A 24985-nucleotide genomic window follows, 5' to 3' on the forward strand; every position below is an offset into this window, starting at 1 on the left:
TAAATTTTATTTTCTATTTTGTAATATTGTCTCCCTCAATAAGTTTAAAGAAGCCGTGCTTGTTAACTGAATATTGATCAGTCGGTCTTTTGTGAGCTGCAACTTGCGTGTCAGGCATTTTTCACCATCATGGCAAGCAATCCAAACAAGACCAACGGGTTTTTCCTTACTTCCACCTCCAGGGCCGGCGACACCACTTGTGGCAAGCCCATAAGTAGACTTAAATTTAAGCCTAACTTGCTTGCTCATTTCAATTACTGTGTCCTCGCTTACTGCTCCTTTTGTAGATAAGGTAACAGGGTCTACATCAAGCAAGTTTTCCTTAAATGCATTGTGATATGGTATAATTCCTCCATTGTAATAGTTACTTGCTCCCGGTATACTTGTTACCACATGAGATAAATAGCCTCCTGTACAACTTTCGGCTATAGCTATGTTTTCATTATTTTGAATCAAGGTTTGACCTATTACTGAAGCGATTGTGTCAGTATTAAATCCATAAATGTACTTGGAAATTAATGGCTCCAATTTGTCAATTTCCTCATCTACTTCTTTTACAATTAGATCAAAAGAATTACCAAACCCTGTCAGTCTAAGTTTTACCTCTCCCAAGGATGGTAAATAAGCCAAACGTATGTGTGAAGGTAGTTGATCCTCCCATTCAGAAATTATATCTGACAACCAACTTTCACCTATTCCAATGGTTTTTATTACCTTATGGTAGATTACAGGTAGTTTATATTTTTCTTTTATTTTAGGTATTACTGCGTTTTCCATGAGGTATTTCATCTCATGAGGCACACCTGGCATTGACATCCATACGGATTTATATTCTTCAAACCACATTCCTGGGGCTGTTCCTACTGCATTTTGAATATAGGTGCAGTTGGAAGGAAGGTATGCCTGACTTCGGTTTGTTGGGGACAATTCACGACCCCTGCTTTCAAAAAAATGGCGGACATCTTCAAGTGCATCAGGAAAAAGTTTCATTGATGAATTGAAAAATTCTGCCAATACATTTTTGGTTAGGTCGTCTTTGGTAGGTCCTAAGCCACCTGTCATCAAAATAATATCGGCTTTCTTTGATGCTAATTTAAAGGCTTGAATCATGGCCTCCGGATCATCTCCAATGGTGGTTTTTCGTATGACTCTAACACCAATTTTATCCATTTCTTCACTCAACCATTTGCTATTAGTGTCGAGGATTTGGCCATAAAGTAATTCATCACCTATGGATATGATTTCTGCTGTAACAGGTTTATGCATTTGACACGGATTTAACCTTTTGTAAATTCAAAATTAATTGTTTCCTATCAGTAATGTTTAATAAAGGGCGAAATTTATAACTCAATTAATGAAATTCGCTCATTAAGCATCATCTTTTCTCTTATAGGTGACAAACGAATAGTTGAATGGGTTTTTTGTGTCTTTGGAATGGTTGCTTTTTTCAGTAATCGTCCAGTCCTGATGGTTGAAATCCGGGAAAAAGGTGTCTGCTTCCGGTTCTGCTTCTATTTCTGTAATGATCATTTCTTGGCAAAAAGGTAAAGCCAATTTGTAAATTTCAGCTCCGCCTAAAATATAGATTTTATCAAGGTTCTTCTGTTTTGCTATGGTCAAGCCTGCTTCCAAGCTGTGTACTACTTCATGACCTTCAGGAACCCTATAATTGGTATTACTGCTGATTACAATGTGTGTTCTGCCGGGAAGAGGGTTTTTTAAGGATTCAAAGGTTTTTCTCCCCATTATCACATGATGACCCGAAGTTACATTTTTAAAATGTTTAAGGTCTGCAGGAAGCCTCCAGGGTAAATCGCCTTTTAGGCCTATGGCATTGTTGGTAGCTTTGGCTACTATAATAGATACGATCAATTTCCGTGTTTGAATTTAAAGAATTAATTAGCTGCCTTCATTGGGTTTGGAAAGTCTGCCAAATCAAATTTTGTAGGTTTAGAATTGTCAATTTTTACTATTTTCATTTCTGAGGTATTACCCTCCTTTTTGTCTTTAAAGGTCATTTCCATGATGTTTCCTTCAGGAAAACTGCCATAAAAAGTACTGTTTTGTTCCTTCATTTTTTTGGTTACAAAGGGACTGTTTTTACTCCAAAACCCTTCTAGCCCTTCTATAGGGTCTTTGCTTATCCAATAGCTGCCTTCCGAATCCTCAGAAGTCATACTATATTCCTCGCAGGTGTAACCTAGAATGTCTTTGGTATTGCCTGTTTTTTCAAATGAGGCATTTTCAATTGGATTGTTGTCAGTACTTTCCGAATAGTTCTCCATCATTCCTCCCCAGTCCATTCCAAATGCCATGCTGGATTTTTCTTCGTCATTTTCCACCAATATAATGGTAGCTTTATTTTTATGATCCATTATAATAACGGATTTTTCATTTTTATTCTTTTGGTCTGGATCAATAAATTCCATCCCATAATAATTGGGGTTGTCAGATAAAAAGGAATTGAATATCACTGGATCTTCTTCTTTTCCTTTTTCATTTGTACTCTTGATTTCCATTATGGCCACCCCTGAAAAGCTGTATTCGCTTTCTGTGTCGACATTCATGTTGATTGAGCCCATCACCTTACTGAAATCATAAGAAGGATTGTCAGTAGATCCCTGCCCATTTTCGGAATCACCATTGTTATCACCGTCCCCGTAAAGGTTTCTAAAAGTTTTTTCTAGTTGCCTCTGAGTAGCTTTTTCTACTTCTTTCTCTACGGTTTTTTCTACGGCTCTAGATACCCCATCAGATGCTGCTTTTTTTAGTTTTCTTAATAACTGGGATTGGGCATCAAGGTTAAAAAAAGACAAAGCGATTATTAGTAGGAATAATGACTTTAGTTTCATAATGTATTCAATTATTGGAATAGTATAAAGTTAGGAATTATTCATAAAAAGTCCTAAACAATATATTTTTGTATGTGAAAACCTAAATTTCAAGTATGTATTCAATAATTCCTGCATTTTTACCTTTAGGTCTTGTAACCAATAGAGGGACTTTATTATTGATTTGAATTAGACGTTCAGCCAAACTGCCAATGAATAGAGCTGTAGCTGCGGTTCTTCCTTTAGCACCGATGATGATAATGCTAGCCTCTATTTCTTTTGCCTTATTTAGGATGTCTACCACTGGATCATCGTCCTCATCTCTGGTGTATAGCGGTGTAATCGTATGCCCTTTGGTGTCAATTTTACGAATGAATTTTTTGTAGTTTACCTGAGCATGCATTAGCATGATTTCACTAAACTCCTCGTATGATTTTCCTGTAAAATGATATCCCGATGGTACCGAGTAAACATTCTGACAAACTATTTCGGATTTACCATCGTTTTTTTCAGTGATTTCAATGGCTTCCTCAAGAGCATCTTTGGAATAATCTGAAAAATCACTAGGAACAAGAATTTTTTTAACTTTCGGCTGACTATTTTCTGGAACAATTAGAAGAGAACAAGAAGCTCTTCTTGCCAATCGTTGTGAGATTACTCCTGAGCCTGGAATACTTGTCTTTTTACCTACAAGTATTAAGTCGGCCGATTTCTCATTGGCTAATTTGAGTACCTTTTTTGAAAGTTGTCCTTCTCTGACGATGAAAGCAGTACTGATATTAAAATCAGGATCTTGATTTTCTTTTACGACCTGTTTCATTTGGCTTTTTCGCTCCTCAACCATATTGTCAATTAGGTTTGGGAACTCAGCCAAAACATCTTTAGGTATACTAAGGTTTCTAATGATATTTGTAAAATAGATTTTCTTGGATTGGTTGCTCTTTGCTATAAATGTGGCAAATTTTACCAGAGTTTTGTCCATCTCTGATTGATCAAGACAAACAATGATTTTTTTGATTTGATACATTATTTAAAATAATTAAAGATTCTATGTAAAAGCTGTCTAATCATTTTTGTACGTTGTAAGCTATACGTGCCTACGATTTTTAAATTAGTAAAATAATTTCTTATTACAATTTTTTGGTTTCTCTTTTTGAGAGGGGAGGAAAGGATATTTTAAATTTATTTTTTTTAATCCTTTCTAAAGAATTACATTCTCACTGCTTCATGTAATTGTATGTAAATCAGTTTATTTGAGGATTAGGCTTAAGCCTGCTAATCCTTGGGGGTAATTACGTAATAGTCTTTGATTTTGAGGTAGTTCAGTTGTGAAATATAAAGGAATTAATAAGTTTCTGGTATTGTCAATATTGCTTTGTGAATTTTAAATACAAGAAGAAGGGGTTTGAGGTTTCCTCATATTGATTGTATATTTGCATTGTGGTTCGGGTCAGCGACATGTTCAAACTTCACAATTGATTAATATACCGAGTGAAGCACATTTTCAAAACCAGGCCTCATCTTCCATTTGGAAGACCTCGTACCTTTTTAGGTGCAGGATAACAGTGGAAGGTTGCGAGAAAGGTGCAGCTCAAATCTTGTTTTACCGGAGGTTTGTAACACTCCATGATTCGGGCCATATTTTAAGGGGACTGCTTGTCAGCCCCCTTATTTTTTTGTTCTTCTTAATACAGTACTCTGAATCTTATTGTACCATTTATTGCCTTCAGCTCATCTATAACCTTGCTACTATAAGCTTTGTCAATATCTGTAATTACATAGCCGATTTTTTCGTTTGTTTTGAGATATTGCCCTACAATATTGATGTCGTAATCAGCTAAAATTTTATTGATCCTTGCCATTATACCTGGCTCATTCAAGTGAATGTGAATCAGTCTGTGTGCATCATGTAAAAATGGAAGTTGGATGTTAGGGAAATTCACACTATTGTAAGTATTACCAGTATTGATGTATTCAATAATCTTTCCCGGAACAAATTGAGCAATGTTCTGCTGCGCCTCCAAGGTGCTTCCTCCTATATGTGGTGTAAGGATAGTGTTTGGTAAACCTTTTAATTCAGATTCGAATGGCTCCGAATTGTTTTTTGGTTCTTTTGGAAACACATCAATACCTGCACCAGCAAGATGACCTGAAGTCAACGCTTCACGAAGTGCAGCTACATCTACCACATGGCCTCTACTTAAATTAATTAAATAGGCACCTTTTTTCATTTTGGCTATCTTTTCTTTGTCAATCAAAAGATCATTCTCTTTTCTTCCATCTACATGAAGGGAAATGACATCACAGGATTCAAGTAATTCATCCAATGAATCTACTTTTGTCGCATTGCCCAAAGCTAGTCTTTCTATTACATCATAATAATAAACATTCAAGCCCATATTCTCAGCTAAAACAGACAATTGAGAACCAATATTACCGTAGCCTATTATGCCTAATTTTTTGCCTCTGATCTCAAAACTACCGTTCGCACTTTTGTCCCATTTTCCTTGGTGCATACTGGTTGTTTTGTCAACCATTCCACGCATTAGGAAGATTATTTCTGCAATAGCAAGTTCTACAACTGATCGAGTATTGCTAAATGGTGCATTGAACACGGCTATTCCTTTCTCTTGACAAGTTTCCAAGTCTATTTGATTGGTTCCTATGCAAAAAGCGCCAATTGAAATCAATCTATTGGCATTTTCCAATACCTTTTTGGTAACCTGCGTTTTGGATCGTATACCTAGTACCGATACCTTTTTTATTTTTTCTGCAAGCTCATCCTCTGAAAGCGCAGAGCTGATCACTTCTACATTGTAACCTTCCGCTTTCATAAGTTCAACGCCAATCGGATGTACATTTTCCAATAATAAAACGTTGATACGACTTTTTGGGTAAGAAAACTTTTTATTCAATTTGTTCACATATAAAATTTCGTCCAAACTTGGCGCAATGTGATCCGCTTTTGAAGAAACGGAAGGACGATGAATGTTTTCAGTAAAAGCATAAAACTTATTGGCTACCCCTGATGCCTTGATCTCATAGTCTGTATAACCATCACCAATGACATAAATGTCTCCGGACAAGTTCAACCTCTTTATTGTATCTGGTTTGCCATTATTTTGAGATAGTGGATTCTTCTTATTGAAGCCCGTAATCTTTCCAGACTCATCGTATTCAAACTCATTTGCAAATACATTTTCAGGTTTGATCCCGAAGCTTGTAACAATAGGAACTACAAAATCCTTGAAACCATTGGATATTATATAAATATCTTCTCTGTTCTCAAGCAGAAATTCCTTATTCCTTGTAAAGGAATCAGACACCTTTTTCATTAAAACCGAAATCAATTCAGAGATTTGATCCTTGTTGGCATTCAAAATCTCTACCCGTTGGATAAGACTCTCTCTAAAAGTGAGTTTGCCCTCCATTCCTTGATCGGTAATGTCCTTTATTGATTTTAGCTTCTCTTCCTTCGAAGGATCATCCTTCAAGCTAATTTCACCTAAAATATCCAAAGCCTCTACTTTGGTAAAAGTGCTGTCAAAATCAATAATAAACTTTTTGGTACCGGTCATTTTAAAGCATTTTTTTATGAGTTGCAAAATTAATAGATTATCGGGGAATTTGAAGTTATTGATATAAAATAACTCTGCTTCAGTTCTAAAAAAAAATGACGGACAGGTAATTTGATAATTTCTTTGCCAAAATTTAAGTGGAAATGGTAAAGCTTTTGGATTTCAAGTAAAATTAGAACTTAAAACAAATTAACTTTGAATTCTTCGTGGCTGAAAGCCGAGCGTATTTTGAATAATGATCTTCCTATTTAAATAACTTTTGAATGCCTTTAGCAATTGACAATATAAGAGTGGGCCGTGTTTACAAGCTAGTAAATTATGGGGAAATCAGGTTCTTGGAGGTTATGGAAAGAATCGGAAGAGAAAATTTTAAGATGAAAGATTTAGCCACTTTGGAGTATTATGAACTCGAAGAGCTTTTGCGTTGGGGTAAAGGCAAAGATTATGACTTGGACGAAGTCCGGTAATTTTAATTAATAAATTCATGAATGAACAAAGAAGTTTGACTGGAGCCATTTTGAAGGCCAAGTGTCCAAAATGTAGAAAAGGAAATCTTTTCCCTGTTTCAGTTTTTAGTTTTAGAAAATTAAGCCAGATCAATCAATATTGTCCTAATTGTGGTGTAGAACTTGTACCAGAACCTGACTTTTATTACGGAGCAATGTACATTAGCTATGCCCTTTCGGTTGCCTTGTTTATCAACGTAATGATTGTTCTGAATTACGTTTTTGATGATCCAGACCTTATGGTCTACATCGTGTCCGTCGTTTTCTTTAATATAGCATTGTTGCCTATTATGTTAAGGTATTCTAAAGTCTTGTATCTATATGGCATGGGTAAGATATCCTATGAACCAAACCTGAAATAACTACAACTAAAACTTACAATAGGTTTTGAAATGAGGGGTAATCAGTCGGATGGAGGGAAAGAATAACTTCCATCCGACTGATAATTCATCCAATTTTTATCTCGTCCTCCTTGGTGCTGTTTATTAATTTGAACCCAGATTATGAAATAGGAATTTTTGATTTTTCTTCAGGGGATGTGTTGCAAACACAATAAAATAAAAATGATTGGATATTTCAGCACATAATAGAATTTCTAGCGCTTGTTTCAGATTGAAGGTTTTTTCTGGCAAACAATCCATTGATTAATATGAAAAGCATTTTGAATCAACCGATTGAGTTTTTTTGAGAGTGGCATTTTGTAGTGTCTAAGATTACTTATTTTTTCCCCAAGAGAATAGGTATAGTGATCTACTACTTCCAGATCTTCTTGAATACATAAAGAACGGAGTCCTGATTTTGGAAAAATAAAAGTGTGTTCAAGTCCATCGATGACATCTGGAACTTTCAACTGTAATAGATTAATCCACCTGTGCATCCTGTATAGATAACTGGAGATGTCCGGAGTTCCTATTGCTAAAAATCCTCCTGGTTTTAAAATTCTTGACATTTCTTGAACATAAGCTCTTGGATCAAGTACATGTTCGATAACATGTGAAATATGAACAAAATCAAAAAAATTGTCTGGATAGTTGGCTCCCCAAAGGTCACCCTTAAAAGTCTGTATCTTAAAATGATTTTTAACAAATTCCAATGCTCCTTCATCAAATTCCGTAGCATATAGTTCACAATTTAACTGATTTGCTTGTGCCAATCCCAGACCCAAACCACAACCTACATCCAAAAATTTAGATTTTGATTTTAGCATCTTGAGGTGTCTTGTTTCCTTACCAATGTCCTCAGGCTTAATGGTTTTAAAGTACTCATATTGATCCAGTATTATCTTTTTATAATCCATAGCCATATAATGATCTTTTTCATAATAATAATTGTAATAACTATTTAACTCAGCTGCGTCAGCCATTGGGTTGGCAAAAACCAATTTACAAGAGCTGCATTGAACCCTGGAAATATGGGGCCCTCTTCTTTTGGTATCAATGGCAAACCCTAATAGTGATGTGGAATTACAAAGTGGACATTCTTTATGAAGAATCATTTATAGTTAAATTTATTTATTAATAAGGGTAAAAATAGAGAATAACTAAACGCTTAACAATACTTGGATAAGGTGTATTCCTTGATTTTTGCCACAATTTTTCATGTAAACCCAATGCTTCGATTTATTTTGATAGCTGTCTTCTGATTACGAATTACTTTCAACAATACTGTTTTGATTGAAGGAGCAGGAAATGTAGGTTTTTACACTTAAGCCTATCATCCACCAACTTATCCATGATACGAATGCATACAATTCTGCATTGGCGGTAAAAAGTGGTAAAAGCAGTCCCACCTTAGTAGTGGCCCCTATAAATGCTATTCGTGCCAAGTGTGTGTTATCAGCTATTTTAAAGGCTTTGACAGCCGTCCAAATTCCAGTAGCCAATATGGCTGTATAAAGTAGCATCCCTAATACACCAAGTTGAACTCCAAAAATTAAGAACTGATTTTCTCCTCCAATTCTGAGTTCATCCGTCACGGTACTTGCATTTCCACTCGTGGCTAAACCCGAGCCAAGTGGAGCCACTATCATCTGGTCTAATGCCTCAAACCATGCTACAACATGCCCTAAACTGGAGGCATTTTCAAAAGTTAGCGTATCTATAACAAAGTAATAGAGCTCATCTGAAGCAAAGAAAATAATATATGAGACCAAAGACACAAAGAGTGCAATGCCTATTTTGATCAATCCATACAATCTAAAGATGATGGCGATAAAAGACAATTGAATAAAAAAGGAGGCAAAAGATGCCCTGGATGCAGCAGAAAACAGGCTACCAATCGTTGCAAGCATCATAAGAATAAATACCCAGGATTGTTCTCGTTTGGAGGTAAGATAGCCAATAAGGCCAACTGAAAACCCCAATAGGCACGAACTTGCCAATTCCAACGGATTGGAAAAGAAGGAAGCCAACCTCATCCCTGTGGTTTGGGTTTCGAATGACCAGGTGAGCCCGTAATTACCTGAAGGTTCTGTATTATTAATAACGCTATTATACAATGCGTAACCAGTAAGGTTTTGAGAGTGGGTTTGAATTAATGTTTCAAAAATATTTACGCCAAATGCAGCAATAAAAAGGAATATTAAAATCAAAAATAAATTGCGGTATTCACCATCTCTCAGAGTGGTATTTCGTCCGAAAAAGTATAAAAGTCCCATTATAAGCACATTCTTAAAATAAATGGCTTTAGTTATAAAATCGGCGCTACCAATTGGAGCAATAAGAAATACAAAGCAGAGTAGGTAAAATGCTAAAAAAAGCTTGTCAATTAATTGAATTCTAAACGTGTATTCAAATACATTTCTTTGGTAAACCAGCCAGGAGATGCCAGCCAATAAAAGCATCAGCTCCTTTAAATATTGAAAGACATTAACCAATAAAACGGAGCCTGTGGACTGGTAAACAATACTTAGGATTGTAATATAGAAGGGTAGATATAAAATAAAGAAGAAAATCACCCATTCCCATTTGCCCTTGACTACGATTTTATAAACCGCAATCAGAAATAGGGGAATAACATACAGCAATACGAGTAAAAAAAGCACATTAAGAGTAGTTAATTCATAACCAGAGAGGATTCCATCTCAAACTCCTTCCATTCAACACTAAATATTATTCCAAAGTTGAAGGAAGAATAATGGTCAAAGGTACTCAATTTTCCAATCTGAAATGATCAGTTCGTCACATTTTGAAGTAAACATACAATGGCTTTTATTTGACTTCTGAGGGGTGAGAGATAACAGAAATAGATAAAATAATGCTTGAGTAGAAAAGTTTTCACTTTCACGAAATCCCAAAATTACTCCGCGCAAAATAAGGCTTTTTCAAAAAAGGTGCAAGGGCTAGCTTTGGGAATAGGACACCTTTAACCCGGATTGTTCAATAGGGTTTACTGACATTCTCAGCCTGTCCTGATTTTTCTTCAAGGGAAGTGATTGCTTCAGGTAAATGAAGTTTAATTGCCTTTTTGGGGTTTAAAAAGGAGATCGCCAAATCGTTAATCTGACAGATGTACTTCGGTAATAAGTAATATTTTTTTATAGTTAGTAAAACTTACCTTTAATTAGTTCGTTTAATTTTTGAGTTAGATTTACTATATCTTTATTATGCATCGTATATTAAACAATACCATAATCCCAGTCAAACCGGGAATTTTCATTAAAGATCCTCTGAGTTCAGATTTAGGAAAAAAAATTTTAGAAGAAAGCCTGTCCTTAATAGACGAGCTAGGAATGGAGTCTTTTAATTTTAAAAGACTTTCATTACAGGTAAATAGCACTGAAGCAGCTATTTATAGGTATTTTGAAAACAAGCACAAACTATTGCTTTACTATATTGATTGGTATTGGGGCTGGCTTGAGCACAACTTGGTCTATGGTACTGCCAATATGGAAAGTCCGAAAGAAAAGATCAAAATGGCAATAAAACTGCTGGTTGAAGGTCCGGTCTTTAATGAAAATTTATATCTAAACATTAGTTTACTCAGAAAGGTTGTTACCGAAGAATCGAATAAGGCTTTTATGACCAAGGAAGTGGACAATGAAAATAGCAGTGGGTATTTTAACCAGTTTTATAATTTTAGTGAAAGGTTAATCCAGATCTTTAATGAATTAAACCCCAATCACCCCTTCCCCAAGGCGTTTGTCTCAACATTGATCTGGTCCTCTGTTTTAAATACCTACTGTTCCAAGCATATGCCAAATCTGATCGAGGATAAGTTTAAAGGTCAACCTAAGCTTGAATTTTATTATAATTTGGTTTTTAATTCTCTTAAAAATGGATGAAAGTTTAATTAATACGCCCCTAAAGCGTTTTTTCAGTCTTTTAAAGAGTGAAAAAAGAGAGATTTACGCCATATATTTTTATGCCGTTCTCAATGGTCTCGTTTCCCTATCCCTACCTCTAGGAATCCAGGCTATTCTAAATTTTATTTTGGGAGGAAGACTTACCACCTCATGGGTGATCCTTGTAATCATTGTGGCACTAGGAGTTATATTTGGTGGTTATCTACAAGTTAGTCAGCTTTATTTATCCGAAAAATTACAGCAACGTGTATTTAGTAAATCGGCAATTGAATTTGCTTATCGACTTCCAAGGTTAAAAATGGAGTCTTTAAGGGGGGAATATGCTCCTGAATTGGTCAATCGATTTTTCGATACCATAAATTTGCAAAAAGGATTATCCAAATTACTAATAGATTTTAGTACAGCTTCCTTGCAAGTCTTTTTTGGGTTGATTTTGTTGGCCATTTACCATCCATTTTTCATTATTTTCTCATTGGTTTTGATTCTTACCATTTACTTGATTTTCAGGTTTACAAGTCCAAAAGGAATGAAGACTAGTTTGAAAGAATCCTCTGCTAAATATGAAATAGCATATTGGTTGGAAGAAATTGCCAGGACATTAGAAACATTTAAGCTGTCAGGTTATTCTCCATTGCCTTTCAATCGAGTGGATCAATTGGTGAAAAAATATGTCACTTTCAGAAATTCTCATTTTGCAGTGCTGATTTTTCAGTTTAAGGTATTAATTGCCTTTAAGGTGCTTATTGTTGTCATTCTTCTGGTGGCAGGGAGTTTATTGTTAATGAACAATGAGATCAGTATAGGTCAATTTGTTGCAGCAGAAATAATCATAGTTTTGATTATCAATTCTGTTGAGAAAATCATACTTAGCTTAGAAACGGTATATGACACGCTTACTGCTACCGAAAAATTAGGGTTGATAATGGATATGGATCTGGAGAGAGCTTCAGGTAAGGTTAATGCTTTAAATGAAGAGATATCCGGTTTGTCCTATGTATTTAAAAACGTTACTTATAACTCTAGAGATAATGCTGCTCCTATATTGAATCAGATTGATTTGGAAATTAGAGGAGGTGAAAAAATAATCATTACTGGAGAAAGCGGCGCTGGTAAAAGCACCCTTTTACAAATCATGGCCGGGTTGATAGAAGATTTCCAAGGTAATGTAATTGTCAATAAGTTGCCCATCGACACCTTGTCTTTGGAGAAATTAAGGTCCTTAATAGGTGATAGTTTGTCAAGACAATCGGTTTTTCATGGCACAATTAGGGAGAACATAACTGTGGGAAATGAGGGTGTTTCAGAGAGCATGTTAAGAGAAGTTTTAGAGGTTGTTGGATTGAACGAATACATATATAAACTTAAAGATGACCTTGAAACTACCCTTTTACCAGAAGGTAAAAATCTTAGTAACGCTCAAATAAGTAAAATAATTTTGGCCAGAAGCCTGTGTTTCTCTCCAAAATTATTATTGCTTGAAGAAGAGCTTAATTACCTGAACAAGGAAGAATCTGACAGGGTTTTTGATTTTATTTTCTCAGGCCCCTGGACCATGGTAATGGTTTCTACTCAAGATTCAATTTTGCAAAGAGCGGATAAAATAGTGGCCATGAAGTCTGGGGAGATTGCTTTTAAAGGTGATTACCTTAGCTATAAAAATTACAGCAAGCAGAATAAACGTTAAATCCATGTTAAACATTTCTAGAAATTCGATCAAAGAATTAATTGATCTCAATTCCTTTGACAGTTATCGGTTGACCGTATCAAGCAATCAGAGCCGAAGAAGGATAAGGATTTTATTGTATCTATTGATGGCTGGTTTTGTCTTTCTTTTCTTGCCATGGACTCAAAACTTCAGATCAAAAGGTACATTGACAGCGCTAAAACCTGAGCACAGGCCACAAACCATACATTCCATTATTCCTGGAAGAATTGAGCAGTGGTATGTTCAAGAAGGTGATTTTGTGGCTAAAGGAGACACTATTCTTTACCTCTCGGAAGTTAAGGAACAGTATATGGACCCTGATTTACTCAATAGAACACAATTGCAAGTAGATGCAAAGGAGCTTTCTGTAAAATCCTATGAAGCAAAGATCAATGCTCAAGAACAACAACTTTCTGCTTTAGAAAGAAATAACAAATTGAGAAAAGAACAGGCACAAAATAAGCTAAAACAAGCAAATTTAAAGGTGTTGTCCGATAGTATAATGTTGGAAGCAGAAAAGGTCAACTTTATGGTTGCCGAAAAGCAGTTCCAAAGGATGGAAAAGCTGTATGAGGAAGGCTTGAAATCTCTTACTGATCTGGAAACAAGGAAAATTAAACTTCAGGAAGCCCAAGCAAAAGCATTGAGTGCGGAGAATAAATTGCTTGGAAGCAGGAATGAATACATATCTGCTACTATAGAGTTGAATGCCATTGATAATGATTTCAGGGACAAATTGGCCAAAGTTAATTCAGAAAGGTTCTCGGCGCTTTCTGGTCAATATGATGCTGAGGCTGGTGTCAATAAATTAAAGAATGAATTGACCAACTATACCGTAAGGTCGGGCATGTATTATGTATTGGCTCCTCAGTCGGGATACATCACAAAAGCCATACAGGTAGGGATAGGTGAAACCATTAAAGAGGGTGCAGAAATAATAAGCATTATGCCTCAAAATTATTCCCTGGCAGTAGAGATTTATGTTGATCCAATAGATCTGCCATTAGTTAAAATAGACAGTAAAATCAGATTCATTTTTGATGGTTGGCCGGCGATTGTGTTTTCGGGGTGGCCAGAATTGTCAAATGGCACGTTTGGAGGAAAGGTAATTGCCATTGACAACTTTACTAGCACTAATAATAAGTACAGGGTATTGGTAGTTCCTGATCCAGATGAAGAACCATGGCCTGAGGCTTTAAGAATTGGAGCAGGAGCAGACGGAATCGCATTGCTTAACGATGTTCCTGTTTGGTACGAAATATGGCGTCAAATGAACGGGTTCCCACCAGATTATTATACCCTTCAAGAGGCTAAGGAAATGAAAAAACAAGCAAAATGAAACAGAGCATTGGTTTACTTGGACTATTATTTGCATTCGTATTGACTCCGCTTAGCGCCCAGGATAAGCCCCTTACTTTTGACCAGTTCATGATATGGGTGCGACAATACCATCCGGTAGTAAAGCAAGCTGACTTGTATCTGGAGTTTGGAAAGCAAGAAGTTCGGAAAGCAAGAGGAGGCTTTGATCCCTATCTGTATGGTAGTATTGATGAAAAGCAATACCAGGAAAAGCAATATTATAACAAACGTGAAGGAGGGGTGCTAATTCCAACAGTAGGAGGGGTAGAATTTCAGGGGATTGTGGAAAATAATAGGGGAACCTACCTTAATCCAGAACAAAATGTTCCTAGTAATGGACTTTATGCTGTAGGCGCAGCAGTGAATGTGGGTAATGGTTTGTTGATTGACAAACGCAGGGCAGCACTTCAACAGGCGAAAATTTACAATTTGGCCTCCATTGAAGAAAGGAGGCTTAGTTTGATTAACCTTTATTATGATGCCACTGTTGCATATTGGAAATGGGCTGGGGCTTATGCAGACTTGAAGGTACATGAGGAAGGGTTAAGGTTAGCAAAGGTCAGGTTTGAAGGGGTGATACGCCGTTTTGAGCAAGGAGATCTTCCGGCCATCGATACATTAGAAGCTTATACCCAAGTATTGAATAGAAGTATTAAATTTCAAAAAGCAGGCTATGAGTTTTTCTCAAGTACACAGGAATTGAATGTTTACCTATGGGATGAAGAGGAAAGACCTATAGGTCTTGAAGCTTTAGCTGTGCCTGAGCCGCTTTTTAGTTTGCCATTTCAGGAATTAAATAAGGACTTCTATAGTGAGGCTTTACTAGACCATCCTGAATTGCGCTTAATTGATTACGACCTTGATTACCTAGATGTTGAGCGCAGGTATAAGGCGGAGCAGCTAAAGCCTAAAATCAAGCTTAAATATAATTTTTTAACAGAAACCTTTGGAGGGATGCAGCAGCTTGGTTTTTTAGAGAATAATTATAAATTCGGACTTCAGGTGGCGACTCCTTTGTTATTAAGAAAGGAAAGAGGTGATCTGGGATTGACAAAGACAAAAATAGCAGATGTAAATTATAAAAGAGATTTAAAATTCGAGCAATTGAGTGCAAAGCTCAGGAAGTTCTTCAATGAATACCAAGTTTTAGATCAGCAGTTAAAAATATTTTCACAAAACGTAAAAGGGCTGGAAAATTTATTGAAAGGAGAAAGAATTAAATTTGAACTAGGGGAGAGTTCCTTGTTTTTAATCAATGCCAGAGAGACGAGTCTGTTTGATTCCCATTTAGTCAATAATTCCCTTTATGTAGACTTAAATATTGCCTTTTCAAAGGTGAGATCTGCGGCTGGCCTAGGATTTGAGGACTTTTAAATAATATGAAGCAGATTTATCTATTCAGAGGGTTGACTTGGCCGTTCCGTTATTTTTTTTCGATACTTAAGAGAAAGTTGGGAAAACTTGATCTTTTGCGTGTTGAGGTTTTTGTGGTGCTAGGTAATTCTTCTCACCTTTTTGTTAAGGGTAGGGTGATCGAAGCTTACAAACAAAGTAGGCCTTCAGATAAGCACAATACGTTGCATAATATTTTGGCAACTTTAAGAAGGTATGCTGGGAGCAGTGTTCCGGATGCGAGGGTCGAATTGAGAATTGCTGGACTTAATAAACAATTGGTCACGGATGAAGAAGGTGTTTTTGAGGGCTTGTATGACTTAGATGAAAAAACCTCTGAATCCACAAAAACAGTCCAATTTTCATTGTTGGCCGATGAGGGGCTTAAGCCAGAAGTTCCATCTATAACCAAAGAGATTTTAAGATTTCAAAAGAATTATCCACATGGAATAATTTCAGATATAGACGATACCATCATTGTTTCTAAGGCCACCAATATTCAGGAAAAGTTTTGGTTGTCCGTCTCTAAAAATGCCTATACAAGGAGACCACTTCCAGGAGTAAGTGAGTTTTACCGATTATTATCAGCAAATGCTCAGTATCCAGTATTTTATGTTTCCAGTAGTGATTGGAATCTCTTCGACCTGATCCAGGATTTTTTGAAATATAGGGAGATTCCGGTAGGTCCTATATTATTAAAAGATAGGCATATGGATTTGAAAAATATTTGGAAGTCTGGAGGGGGCAGCCATGAGCATAAAGTTGAAAAGATATCTTTTCTGATGGATTTTTATCCAAACTTGAATTTTGTTCTTTTAGGAGACAGCGGTCAGCATGATCCTGAAATTTATGCCGAAATAATTAGCAAGTATAAACATAGGATAGAAGCTGTGTACATTAGGCAGGTTGGAACCAAAGATCCTATAAGAGAGGAGGAATTGAATAAATTGCTACCCAGTAATAAAATCGTATGGATTAAAAACTCCACAGAGGCTATTGAGCATGCAAAAGTATATTTGGTTCATTGAGTCTAAGTTGTATCCAGGGACATCCAGATCTACGGGGTACTGCAACCATTCCCATGGGAATTCAAGCCAGCATAGATAGCTAAAACTTTATCGTAAATAGCTGCGGTATGCTGAAATTGTAAATCCATCAGCAAGCAACAGATTTTCGAACATTGTTATTTTTCGGGTTAAAATTAGGGAAGAGCTTTCAGAAGGTAAATCAGTTTATCATTTCAACCTGAGGGCGAAAATAAATAGCTTTAAAGCAGCGACTCTAATTTTTCGTGGGTGAGTGGTTTTTCAATAAACCCACTCACAAAGGGAAACTCTTTTGATTTTTGCCGATCCTGGAAGTCAATAGAGCTTGATAGCATTATGATACGATCGTTCCTGCCATTTTCAAGTTCCAGATACTGGCTTAAAAAATCCCAACCATTCATTACAGGCATGTTAATATCGACAAGAATCAATAACCTTTTTTCCAAGTTTGGATCTTTCAGGTATTGTAATGCGACCTCAGCCTCTAAAAATTCGATGGTCTTAGGTGATAAATTTAATTTGTTGATTAACCGTTTATTGATCAGATTGTTTATTGGGTCATCATCAATTAAAACAATTAAATCGAATGGATACATTTATATTTAAATAAAAACTTTTCTCTCTCTCGTTCTCTTACGACTGAAATTTAACATTATAATTCCACTATTAAAATAAAGTCTTAAATTTTTGCTGGTTTGAATGTATTTAAATTTCAACTAATGAGTCAGGATCAGTATATGTGTCAAAGTAAAACAATGCGGAAAAATTTCTCGATTTCATTCTCCAAATGAGGTAACCGCAAGAATATAAGGCCATTTGATGACAGGCTTTTAGGTTTTGCTATTGCAATCCCTTGTAAGTTCCAGGTAGAACTATAAGGAACAACTTTTAATTGCTTAGGAGATGGTTTTATTCTATAATCAAATGTTTAAAGCTAAAACTGGATAAAATTGAATAAAAAAAAGGGAAGCCATAATGGCTTCCCTTTTCAGCGTTTTATGCGAATGGATTACATCATTCCACCCATTCCTCCGCCACCCATTGGTGGGCCTGCAGGAGATTCTTCTTTAATGTCAGCTACTACACATTCAGTAGTAAGCAATAAGGCAGCGATTGAAGCAGCATTCTCTAATGCAAGACGTGTTACTTTAGTTGGATCAATTACACCAGCTTTGAACAAGTCTTCATATTTGTCAGTTCTAGCATTGTAACCATAATCTCCTTTAGAGTCTTTGATTCTGTTGATAACTACAGAACCTTCTCCTCCTGAATTGGAAACGATTGTTCTCAAAGGAGCTTCAACAGCCTGCTTGATGATGTTGATACCTGTATCTTCATCTTCATTAAGACCTTTAAGTTTGTCAAGTGCTACAGAAGCTCTGATAAGGGCAACTCCACCACCTACTACTACGCCTTCTTGTACAGCAGCTCTGGTTGCATGAAGTGCATCATCAACTCTGTCTTTTTTCTCTTTCATTTCTACTTCAGTGGCAGCACCAATGTAAAGGATAGCAACTCCACCAGATAGCTTAGCTAATCTTTCTTGAAGTTTTTCACGGTCGTAGTCAGAAGTAGTTTTTTCTATCTGAGATTTGATCTCGTTGATTCTAGCTTCGATTGACGCTTTTTCACCAGCACCATTAACGATGGTAGTGTTGTCTTTATCGATATTGATTTTCTCTGCAGTACCTAGGTAATCTACAGTTACATTCTCAAGCTTGTAACCTCTTTCTTCCGAAATAACAGTACCACCTGTAAGCGTAGCGATGTCTTCTAACATGGCTTTTCTTCTGTCTCCGAAACCTGGAGCTTTAACAGCGGCAACTTTCAGTGCACCTCTGATTTTGTTCACTACCAATGTAGCTAGCGCTTCTCCATCAACATCTTCAGCGATGATCAACAATGGTCGGCCTGATTGAGCAACTGGTTCTAAAACTGGAAGCAATTCTTTCATTGCAGAAATCTTCTTATCATAGATAAGAATGTAAGGATTTTCCAATTCAGCTTCCATCTTCTCAGTGTTGGTAGTGAAGTACGGAGAAAGATATCCTCTGTCAAATTGCATACCTTCAACAGTTCTTACTTCTGTTTCAGTACCTTTTGCTTCTTCGACAGTGATAACACCGTCTTTACCTACTTTCTGCATAGCGTCAGCTATCATCTTGCCGATTTCCTCGTCATTGTTTGCAGAAATGGTTCCTACCTGTGCGATTTCTTTAGAAGTAGAGATTTCTTTAGATGCAGCTCTTAATTCTGCAACGATAGCTTCTACAGCTTTGTCAATTCCTCTTTTAAGGTCCATTGGATTGGCACCTGCAGCTACGTTTTTAATACCTACAGAAAAAATTGACTGGGTCAATACTGTGGCTGTGGTAGTACCGTCACCAGCATCATCAGCAGTTTTGGAAGCCACTTCTTTTACCAATTGAGCCCCCATGTTTTCTATAGCGTCTTCTAATTCAATTTCTTTAGCTACAGTTACACCATCTTTAGTTATACTTGGAGCGCCAAATTTTTTGTCCAAAATTACATTTCTGCCTTTTGGACCTAATGTTACCTTTACTGCATCAGCTAGGGCGTCAACTCCTTTTTTAAGGCGATCCCTTGCGTCGGTATTGAAAAATAATTCCTTAGCCATTTTTTAAACTTTTTTGAGTTTTAATTAATTAAACTTGATTATAGGATCTTTAATTATAAGATAGCGAAAATGTCAGCTTCTCTCATGATCAAATAATCAGCACCTTCCACAGATAGCTCGGTGCCAGCGTACTTACCATACAAAACAGTGTCACCTACTTTTACGGTTAATGGCTCATCTTTTTTGCCATTACCTACAGCTACTACTGTACCTTTTTGTGGTTTTTCTTTGGCGGTATCAGGGATATAAAGGCCTGAAGCCGTTTTTTCTTCTGCGGCAGCGGGTTCTACCAAAACCCTGTCTGCTAGAGGTTGGATGTTAACTTTAGACATGTGATTTAGTTATTTTTAAAGTTTGATTTCTGTAATACAAAATCCTTATTTACACTTTCTGTGCCAATCGTGATATTTACATTTTTACTGACATAAAGTCTTATTTATTCTTCAATACTGACAGGTTGGACCAGACTATTATTTAGTTAGCCTGTCAATTTTACTGTGAAGAATTGGTAATTATGTCATATTTATGTACTTTATCTTTATGATTTAAAAAGATAAATTATGGGAAAACTATCGGATAATTGGATCTCTGAAGGCTGGGTTGATTTCGAGTACAAGAAATACCTTCTTTTGGCCTGTTTACAAGATGTTGAAAAGGATTTTAAATCCGTAAAACTTTATCCTCCGCTGGCTGAACTTATTCACCACTATCAAAAACTTGAAAACCTTGATAAAACAAGAAATGAGTTGAAATCGGGGTTTCCTAAAGAGGTTGATAAGGTGGACTTGAAGAAGTTAACCATTACTTATAAAGATAAAACCAATGAGGATGAAGTAATGAAACAGATGGGGGAGATCATCTCCTATGCTTTACCTCAAATCAAAAAACAAATAGAGGAAGGAAAGAGCATTTATGAATTTATTGAGGGTCAATTAGAAATAGAGCCTGTTGGACTTTCTGCTCTTTACCAAAAAGAAGGCTATGCCTTAGTGTCCAATGGAAACTCGAAGGACATCTTGGTTTATCGCTACAAAATTGACCTTTTTCAAAATAGCCTGGATAAATATAGGGGGATAGTGTTACGGTTTGTTGCCGCCTTCAGGAAAAGCCTCAGCAATACCTGTAACCGCATTAAACTCGATCTGATCAAGAACTTTACAGATCTGCCCAATCCATCTACCTGGCGCATTTATTCCAAACAAGATGTACCCTTACAGGAAAGTTTGTTGCCCATTAGTAAGCGTTTATTACTAAGGAATATATCCGTTTAATAAAAAAGGGGAGATCAAGTCTCCCCTTTTTTATTATGATTTTATTTTAACCTGCAATAGGAAGACCCTATTGGATAAGCCAAGATTAGTCTTCTTTTTTCAGTAGCGAATTTTCATTCGAGACCAATATAGGGGTAGGGCTAGTGGTAGATGGCGCTTTTGGTTTAGCGTTTTCTTTTTCCATTTGTTCCCTGATTTCGCGGTTTTTAATGACCTCATCTCCAGGTTTTCCAAATAGAATCTGATACACCTCTTTGCCATCTTTGGCCTTTCTAATGTCTTTTACAATGTCTGCCCATTCATGAAATACCAAATAAATTGGGTTGTAGGAAGTTACCGGCTTGGTAATACCATATGTAGGTCTTTCTTCTTCGGCTTTAAATGTTCCAAAAATCCTGTCCCAAATAATGAAGGTAGAACCGTAATTTTTATCTAAATAATGAGCGTCGCTTCCGTGGTGAACCCTGTGATGGGAAGGAGTGACAAAGAAGTATTCAATTGGCTTAGGTAGCTTTTTGATGTATTCGGTGTGGATCCAGAATTGATACAATACGGCTACCTGATGACAGATAAAGAAAACGAATGGGTTAAATCCCATTAACATCACCGGTACAAAAAAGATAATCTTTATATGCTGAGTCCATCCTAAGCGAAAGGAAACAGAAAAATTATATTTTGCAGAGTTATGGTGTGTAATGTGTGTTGCCCACCAAAATCGTTGTTCATGAGTAACCCTATGTGCCCAATACCTGGCAAGATCAATAGCGAAGAAACAAAATATAAATGACCACCAGGTAGCAGGGATTTTCCATGGAACAATGTTCCAGCAAAACAGTGCTACGCCAAATGTAAAGGCTTTTATTAAGGCACTAATACCTACATTTACGAGCCCAATTGTAGAGGCAGCCAAGAAATCTTTTTTATCGTAAGTATCTTTTTTTTGATATAAGCTGATGCCCCATTCTATAAACACCAACAGAAACATCACAGGAGCAGCCCATAAAATGACATTAGGCCATTTGTCTGCGCCTAAGTCTTCCATACTTAAATGATTTTCAAACATAGATATAAACTTTGTTGTTTTTTTAAGGATTTTAAAATGACAATTTAATCATATTCCAGCGCTTCTTCAATCTTTACTAACTTAAATAATATTAAAATTTAAAATAAAAAAGGCCTGTTGATTTTCAACAGGCCTTTTTTTATGTGTTTTATTTGCTGTTACTCTTCAGTATCTGGTGTGGCTTCTACTGGAGCCTCTTCTGCATTTTCATCAGAAGGCAGAATAGATTCGTTGTCAAATGAAGGAGTTAGAATTTGCTTTTGAGCATTTTCTACATTTGGAGAAGAAAATCCTGAAGAACTACTGCTCTCATGAAATGCGGAAGAACCCAAAGACAAGGCCAGAATAGCAATGGCTAAAACCCAAGTAGCTTTCTCTAAAATATTACCGGTTTTAGTTACACCCATGATTTGTGAGGCACTGCCACCAAAAGCTGCTCCTGCACCTCCTTTAGAATTTTGACCTAGAATGACCAAAATCAATAAGACGGCCAAAACGATAATGATACTGATGATTACTACAAACATGCTTGTTATTTATTTTATTCTTTTAATTTCTCAATTTGATCTGCAAAGTAAGTCCTTTTCTTTGGAAACTTCAATATTAATTTTTGATATATTTCTATTGCCTCATTTATTTTATTTTGTTTGACCAATAATTTGGCGTATGATTCGGACAGCATGGTGTGATTTAAATGGGTGCTTTGCTCCGACAAATCTGGAAGCTCTACCGTTTCATCCATTTTCTCTTTTGTCAAACGGATGGGTTTTTCTTCGAAATTATCAATTAATTCTTGCTGGGTTTTTTTGGCCTTTTTTGCTTCTGGCTTTTTGACTTTTTTACGAGGGGAATCCGTTGAAGCATTTACTTCTTCATTTCCCTCCTCTGGGGTGTCCTTTTTTTTTAGATTTTCAGAATTATTTTGATTGTTCGAGGTTGTTTTTTTTATTTTTTTCAGATTTTCCTCCAACCGCCTGAGTATTTCATCTCTTTTAGGTCTGGAAATGTTTTCAGTAAGCGTTTGTTCAGAAGTATTTACTCCTTCAGTTGGCACAGGTGTTTCTTTTGCCTTGATTTCATTCTCAAGCTTATTTTGAACAGGAATGTCTTCTAGTTCTTTTTCTAGACTTGGTGCCGGAGTGTTTTTTTCTACTTCCGTGGAAACAGGAACTATAGGAGCTGTGCCTGTTAACAAGTGCTTTAATCGTCTTCTTTCAGGACTGACTACAGCAGCCCAATGAAGTAAGGTCTTGGATTCTCCTGAAGCTTTATCCCATTCATATTTTGCAGCAAGTACTTTTGGAACCAAAAAATAAGGGTATTCTTCCTGCAGTTTCAACGCTTTTTTTAAATCAGCATTGTCAAGGTTATCGGCTTTATTGATGAGTTCTAAAAATGCTTGAGCGTTCACAGGGCTAATATTTAAATTTGTTCTTTTAAATTTAACAATTTTTACCAATTGGCAACAGTAGATGTGAAAATATCCTGAATGATACTTTCAAAAATCACTTCTACCAATTCTGTTTCTACCTGCAGTAAAGTAGTGCTTCTTGGGTCATAATCTTGGAAAAAAGAAAAGGATTTTTTCGCATTCTCTTCTTCATTAGCCAAATTGATAAACTCTACTTCTACGCCTATTGTAATGCGCATTTGACCTGCCCTGTCGGGTTGTGTACTGTTAGGGCTGGATACAGTTGCCTGAGGAGTGATCGTGTAGCGGGTTATGGCTCCAAGAAACTGCAAGTCACCATTGTTTTGTATCAACTCCAATTGGGTATTCCGCTGAAAATAGTCCTTCAAGTCCTCAGTGAATAATTGCCCCATGTTGGCCGGGCCCCCTCCTGAATCATTGAAAAAATTGGCTACCGAAAAGGTTTTGGTCACATTGTAATCAAGGGTGGTTCCTGTAAAACTGTATTCAATTTTGCAAGAGGCTACTAATAGACTTAAACTTAGTAACCATAATCCTATTTTATTGAATGTCATATTGCTTGATCTTCCTATAAAGCGTTCTTTCAGAGATCCCCAAATCCATAGCAGCATATTTTCTCTTGTTATGGTGTTTTTTTAATGCTTTGGTAATCAGTTCTTTTTCCTTTTTTTCCAAAGAAAGAGAATTGTCATCCTCCTCGTGAATAATATCTTCAATTACGTCCTCTTCGTAATTTTTTCTTGAGATCTCATTGTCTTCTTTTAACTCTTTCTTGGCACTTAAGGATTCCAATACCAAAGGTAAATTTTTCGAAGGGCTTGGGTTGTCCTCATAATGTGTGGTCGATTCCATGTCATCAAAAAGGTTCTGGTGCTTCTTCATGATGTTTTGGTCCAGACCGCCCGAATGATAGGACTCTAAGATAAGCTTTTTCAAATCCGTCATGTCCTTTTTCATGTCGAATAAGACCTTATACAAGATTTCTCTTTCAGAAAAATCCGAAAAGGCATCTCCCTTGTCGTTTTTTCCTTGTATAGAGGCCGGCAAACTGCTTTTTTCCTTTGGTAAGTATTTGATTAATGTTTCAGCATCTACCTCCCTTTCTTGCTCCAATAACGAAATTTGTTCTGCTAAATTCTTTAATTGTCTGATATTTCCAGGAAAAGGAAATTTGAGTAGCAAATTTCTTGCATCATCTGTAAGCGTAATTGGTCTTACCTGGTATTTTTCAGAAAAATCAGTTGTGAATTTTCTAAATAATAAGGCCACATCATCCTCTCTTTGCCTTAATGGTGGGACAAAAATGGGAACTGTATTTAATCGATAATAAAGGTCTTCTCTAAACTTCCCTTTTTCTACGGCTTTCAAAAGGTTAACGTTAGTGGCAGCGATGACCCTAACATCAGTTTTTAAAACCTTTGAGGAGCCTACTTTGATAAACTCACCATTTTCCAGCACACGCAATAGCCTGGCCTGGGTACCTAAAGGCATTTCTCCGATTTCATCCAGAAACAGTGAACCGCCATCTGTAACTTCAAAATACCCTTTCCTGGCCTCATGAGCTCCGGTAAATGATCCTTTTTCATGACCAAAAAGTTCGGAATCTATCGTTCCTTCAGGTATTGCGCCACAGTTTATTGCTATAAATTTACCGTGTTTACGTTTGCTAAGCGCATGAATTATTTTTGAAAATGATTCTTTACCACTGCCACTTTCTCCTGTAACCAATACCGTCATTTCAGTAGGAGCAGCCTGCATGGCCACTTGGATGGCGTGGTTTAATAAAGGACTGTTGCCAATTATTCCAAACCTTTGCTTGATGCTTAAAATTTCCGAAGGGCTTATAGAGATCATGTTTTTT

At 36.4% G+C, this 24985-nt stretch carries 23 protein-coding genes; 8 read left to right on the forward strand and 15 right to left on the reverse strand.

Going from position 1 to position 24985, the window contains the following annotated elements; all coding sequences use genetic code 11:
* Positions 1 to 6: 6 nt before the first annotated feature.
* The 5 genes from CA2015_RS14785 to serA all read right to left on the reverse strand — a co-directional run bounded on the left by CA2015_RS14785 (position 7) and on the right by serA (position 6409).
* Positions 7 to 1266: a competence/damage-inducible protein A gene (locus CA2015_RS14785; protein WP_048642595.1), complete on the reverse strand. Its 1260-nt coding sequence runs from the start codon at positions 1264 to 1266 to the stop codon at positions 7 to 9.
* Between the two features lie 102 nt (positions 1267 to 1368).
* Complete coding sequence (locus tag CA2015_RS14790; protein ID WP_048642596.1) at positions 1369 to 1872, reverse strand: dihydrofolate reductase; 504 nt, start codon at positions 1870 to 1872, stop codon at positions 1369 to 1371.
* Between the two features lie 23 nt (positions 1873 to 1895).
* Complete coding sequence (locus tag CA2015_RS14795; protein WP_048642597.1) at positions 1896 to 2852, reverse strand: DUF4412 domain-containing protein; 957 nt, start codon at positions 2850 to 2852, stop codon at positions 1896 to 1898.
* A gap of 82 nt (positions 2853 to 2934) precedes the next feature.
* Positions 2935 to 3858: a universal stress protein gene (locus CA2015_RS14800; RefSeq protein WP_048642598.1), complete on the reverse strand. Its 924-nt coding sequence runs from the start codon at positions 3856 to 3858 to the stop codon at positions 2935 to 2937.
* A gap of 658 nt (positions 3859 to 4516) precedes the next feature.
* The gene (serA, locus tag CA2015_RS14805) at positions 4517 to 6409 is read right to left on the reverse strand and encodes a phosphoglycerate dehydrogenase (RefSeq protein WP_048642599.1); all 1893 of its coding nucleotides are present in this window, start codon (positions 6407 to 6409) and stop codon (positions 4517 to 4519) included.
* A gap of 263 nt (positions 6410 to 6672) precedes the next feature.
* On the opposite strand from serA, the gene CA2015_RS14810 reads away from it, so the two are divergent.
* Entirely contained in the window at positions 6673 to 6876 is a 204-nt protein-coding gene (locus CA2015_RS14810) for a hypothetical protein (RefSeq protein WP_048642600.1), read from the forward strand.
* Between the two features lie 17 nt (positions 6877 to 6893).
* Entirely contained in the window at positions 6894 to 7277 is a 384-nt protein-coding gene (locus CA2015_RS14815) for a DUF983 domain-containing protein (protein WP_048642601.1), read from the forward strand.
* A gap of 245 nt (positions 7278 to 7522) precedes the next feature.
* Here the strand turns inward: CA2015_RS14815 and CA2015_RS14820 are convergent, their stop codons facing one another.
* Entirely contained in the window at positions 7523 to 8410 is an 888-nt protein-coding gene (locus tag CA2015_RS14820; protein ID WP_048642602.1) for a class I SAM-dependent methyltransferase, read from the reverse strand.
* A 147-nt stretch (positions 8411 to 8557) separates the two neighbouring features.
* Complete coding sequence (locus tag CA2015_RS14825; protein ID WP_240477810.1) at positions 8558 to 9958, reverse strand: O-antigen ligase domain-containing protein; 1401 nt, start codon at positions 9956 to 9958, stop codon at positions 8558 to 8560.
* Positions 9959 to 10519: 561 nt separating this feature from the next.
* On the opposite strand from CA2015_RS14825, the gene CA2015_RS14830 reads away from it, so the two are divergent.
* The 5 genes from CA2015_RS14830 to CA2015_RS14850 are packed head-to-tail and all read left to right on the forward strand — an operon-like array spanning position 10520 to position 16702.
* A complete protein-coding gene (locus CA2015_RS14830) occupies positions 10520 to 11197 on the forward strand; it encodes a TetR/AcrR family transcriptional regulator (protein WP_048642603.1) in 678 nt (225 codons plus the stop codon).
* The gene (locus CA2015_RS14835; protein ID WP_048642604.1) at positions 11190 to 12902 is read left to right on the forward strand and encodes a peptidase domain-containing ABC transporter; all 1713 of its coding nucleotides are present in this window, start codon (positions 11190 to 11192) and stop codon (positions 12900 to 12902) included. Before CA2015_RS14830 ends, CA2015_RS14835 begins: the two co-directional genes overlap by 8 nt.
* Positions 12903 to 12906: 4 nt before the next feature.
* Positions 12907 to 14262, forward strand: a complete 1356-nt coding sequence (locus CA2015_RS14840) for an HlyD family secretion protein (protein ID WP_048644547.1) — start codon at positions 12907 to 12909, stop codon at positions 14260 to 14262.
* Positions 14259 to 15656, forward strand: coding sequence for a TolC family protein (locus CA2015_RS14845; RefSeq protein WP_048642605.1), 1398 nt, complete (start codon positions 14259 to 14261; stop codon positions 15654 to 15656). Before CA2015_RS14840 ends, CA2015_RS14845 begins: the two co-directional genes overlap by 4 nt.
* A gap of 5 nt (positions 15657 to 15661) precedes the next feature.
* Entirely contained in the window at positions 15662 to 16702 is a 1041-nt protein-coding gene (locus CA2015_RS14850; protein ID WP_048642606.1) for a phosphatase domain-containing protein, read from the forward strand.
* 239 nt (positions 16703 to 16941) lie between these two features.
* On the opposite strand, the gene CA2015_RS14855 is transcribed toward CA2015_RS14850, so the two are convergent.
* The 3 genes from CA2015_RS14855 to CA2015_RS14865 all read right to left on the reverse strand — a co-directional run bounded on the left by CA2015_RS14855 (position 16942) and on the right by CA2015_RS14865 (position 19690).
* The gene (locus CA2015_RS14855; RefSeq protein WP_048642607.1) at positions 16942 to 17316 is read right to left on the reverse strand and encodes a response regulator; all 375 of its coding nucleotides are present in this window, start codon (positions 17314 to 17316) and stop codon (positions 16942 to 16944) included.
* Positions 17317 to 17729: 413 nt separating this feature from the next.
* Positions 17730 to 19358, reverse strand: a complete 1629-nt coding sequence (groL, locus tag CA2015_RS14860; protein ID WP_048642608.1) for a chaperonin GroEL — start codon at positions 19356 to 19358, stop codon at positions 17730 to 17732.
* A gap of 53 nt (positions 19359 to 19411) precedes the next feature.
* Positions 19412 to 19690 carry a co-chaperone GroES gene (locus CA2015_RS14865; RefSeq protein ID WP_014021059.1) on the reverse strand — a complete coding sequence of 93 codons (279 nt, stop codon included), beginning with the start codon at positions 19688 to 19690 and terminating at the stop codon, positions 19412 to 19414.
* A gap of 228 nt (positions 19691 to 19918) precedes the next feature.
* Between CA2015_RS14865 and CA2015_RS14870 the strand changes: the two genes are divergently transcribed.
* Complete coding sequence (locus CA2015_RS14870) at positions 19919 to 20629, forward strand: hypothetical protein (RefSeq protein ID WP_048642609.1); 711 nt, start codon at positions 19919 to 19921, stop codon at positions 20627 to 20629.
* Between the two features lie 85 nt (positions 20630 to 20714).
* Here CA2015_RS14870 and CA2015_RS14875 read toward each other — a convergent pair whose 3' ends face one another.
* The 5 genes from CA2015_RS14875 to CA2015_RS14895 all read right to left on the reverse strand — a co-directional run bounded on the left by CA2015_RS14875 (position 20715) and on the right by CA2015_RS14895 (position 24978).
* On the reverse strand, positions 20715 to 21692 hold the full coding sequence (locus tag CA2015_RS14875) for a sterol desaturase family protein (protein ID WP_048642610.1): 978 nt from the start codon (positions 21690 to 21692) through the stop codon (positions 20715 to 20717).
* A 158-nt stretch (positions 21693 to 21850) separates the two neighbouring features.
* A complete protein-coding gene (gene secG / locus CA2015_RS14880) occupies positions 21851 to 22219 on the reverse strand; it encodes a preprotein translocase subunit SecG (RefSeq protein ID WP_048642611.1) in 369 nt (122 codons plus the stop codon).
* Between the two features lie 14 nt (positions 22220 to 22233).
* Positions 22234 to 23103 carry a hypothetical protein gene (locus CA2015_RS14885; protein ID WP_157470489.1) on the reverse strand — a complete coding sequence of 290 codons (870 nt, stop codon included), beginning with the start codon at positions 23101 to 23103 and terminating at the stop codon, positions 22234 to 22236.
* Between the two features lie 41 nt (positions 23104 to 23144).
* Entirely contained in the window at positions 23145 to 23678 is a 534-nt protein-coding gene (lptE, locus tag CA2015_RS14890; RefSeq protein ID WP_048642613.1) for an LPS assembly lipoprotein LptE, read from the reverse strand.
* Complete coding sequence (locus CA2015_RS14895; RefSeq protein WP_048642614.1) at positions 23665 to 24978, reverse strand: sigma-54 interaction domain-containing protein; 1314 nt, start codon at positions 24976 to 24978, stop codon at positions 23665 to 23667. Before CA2015_RS14895 ends, lptE begins: the two co-directional genes overlap by 14 nt.
* Between the last annotated feature and the right edge of the window lie 7 nt (positions 24979 to 24985).

This window comes from Cyclobacterium amurskyense, from assembly GCF_001050135.1.
Lineage (GTDB): Bacteria > Bacteroidota > Bacteroidia > Cytophagales > Cyclobacteriaceae > Cyclobacterium > Cyclobacterium amurskyense.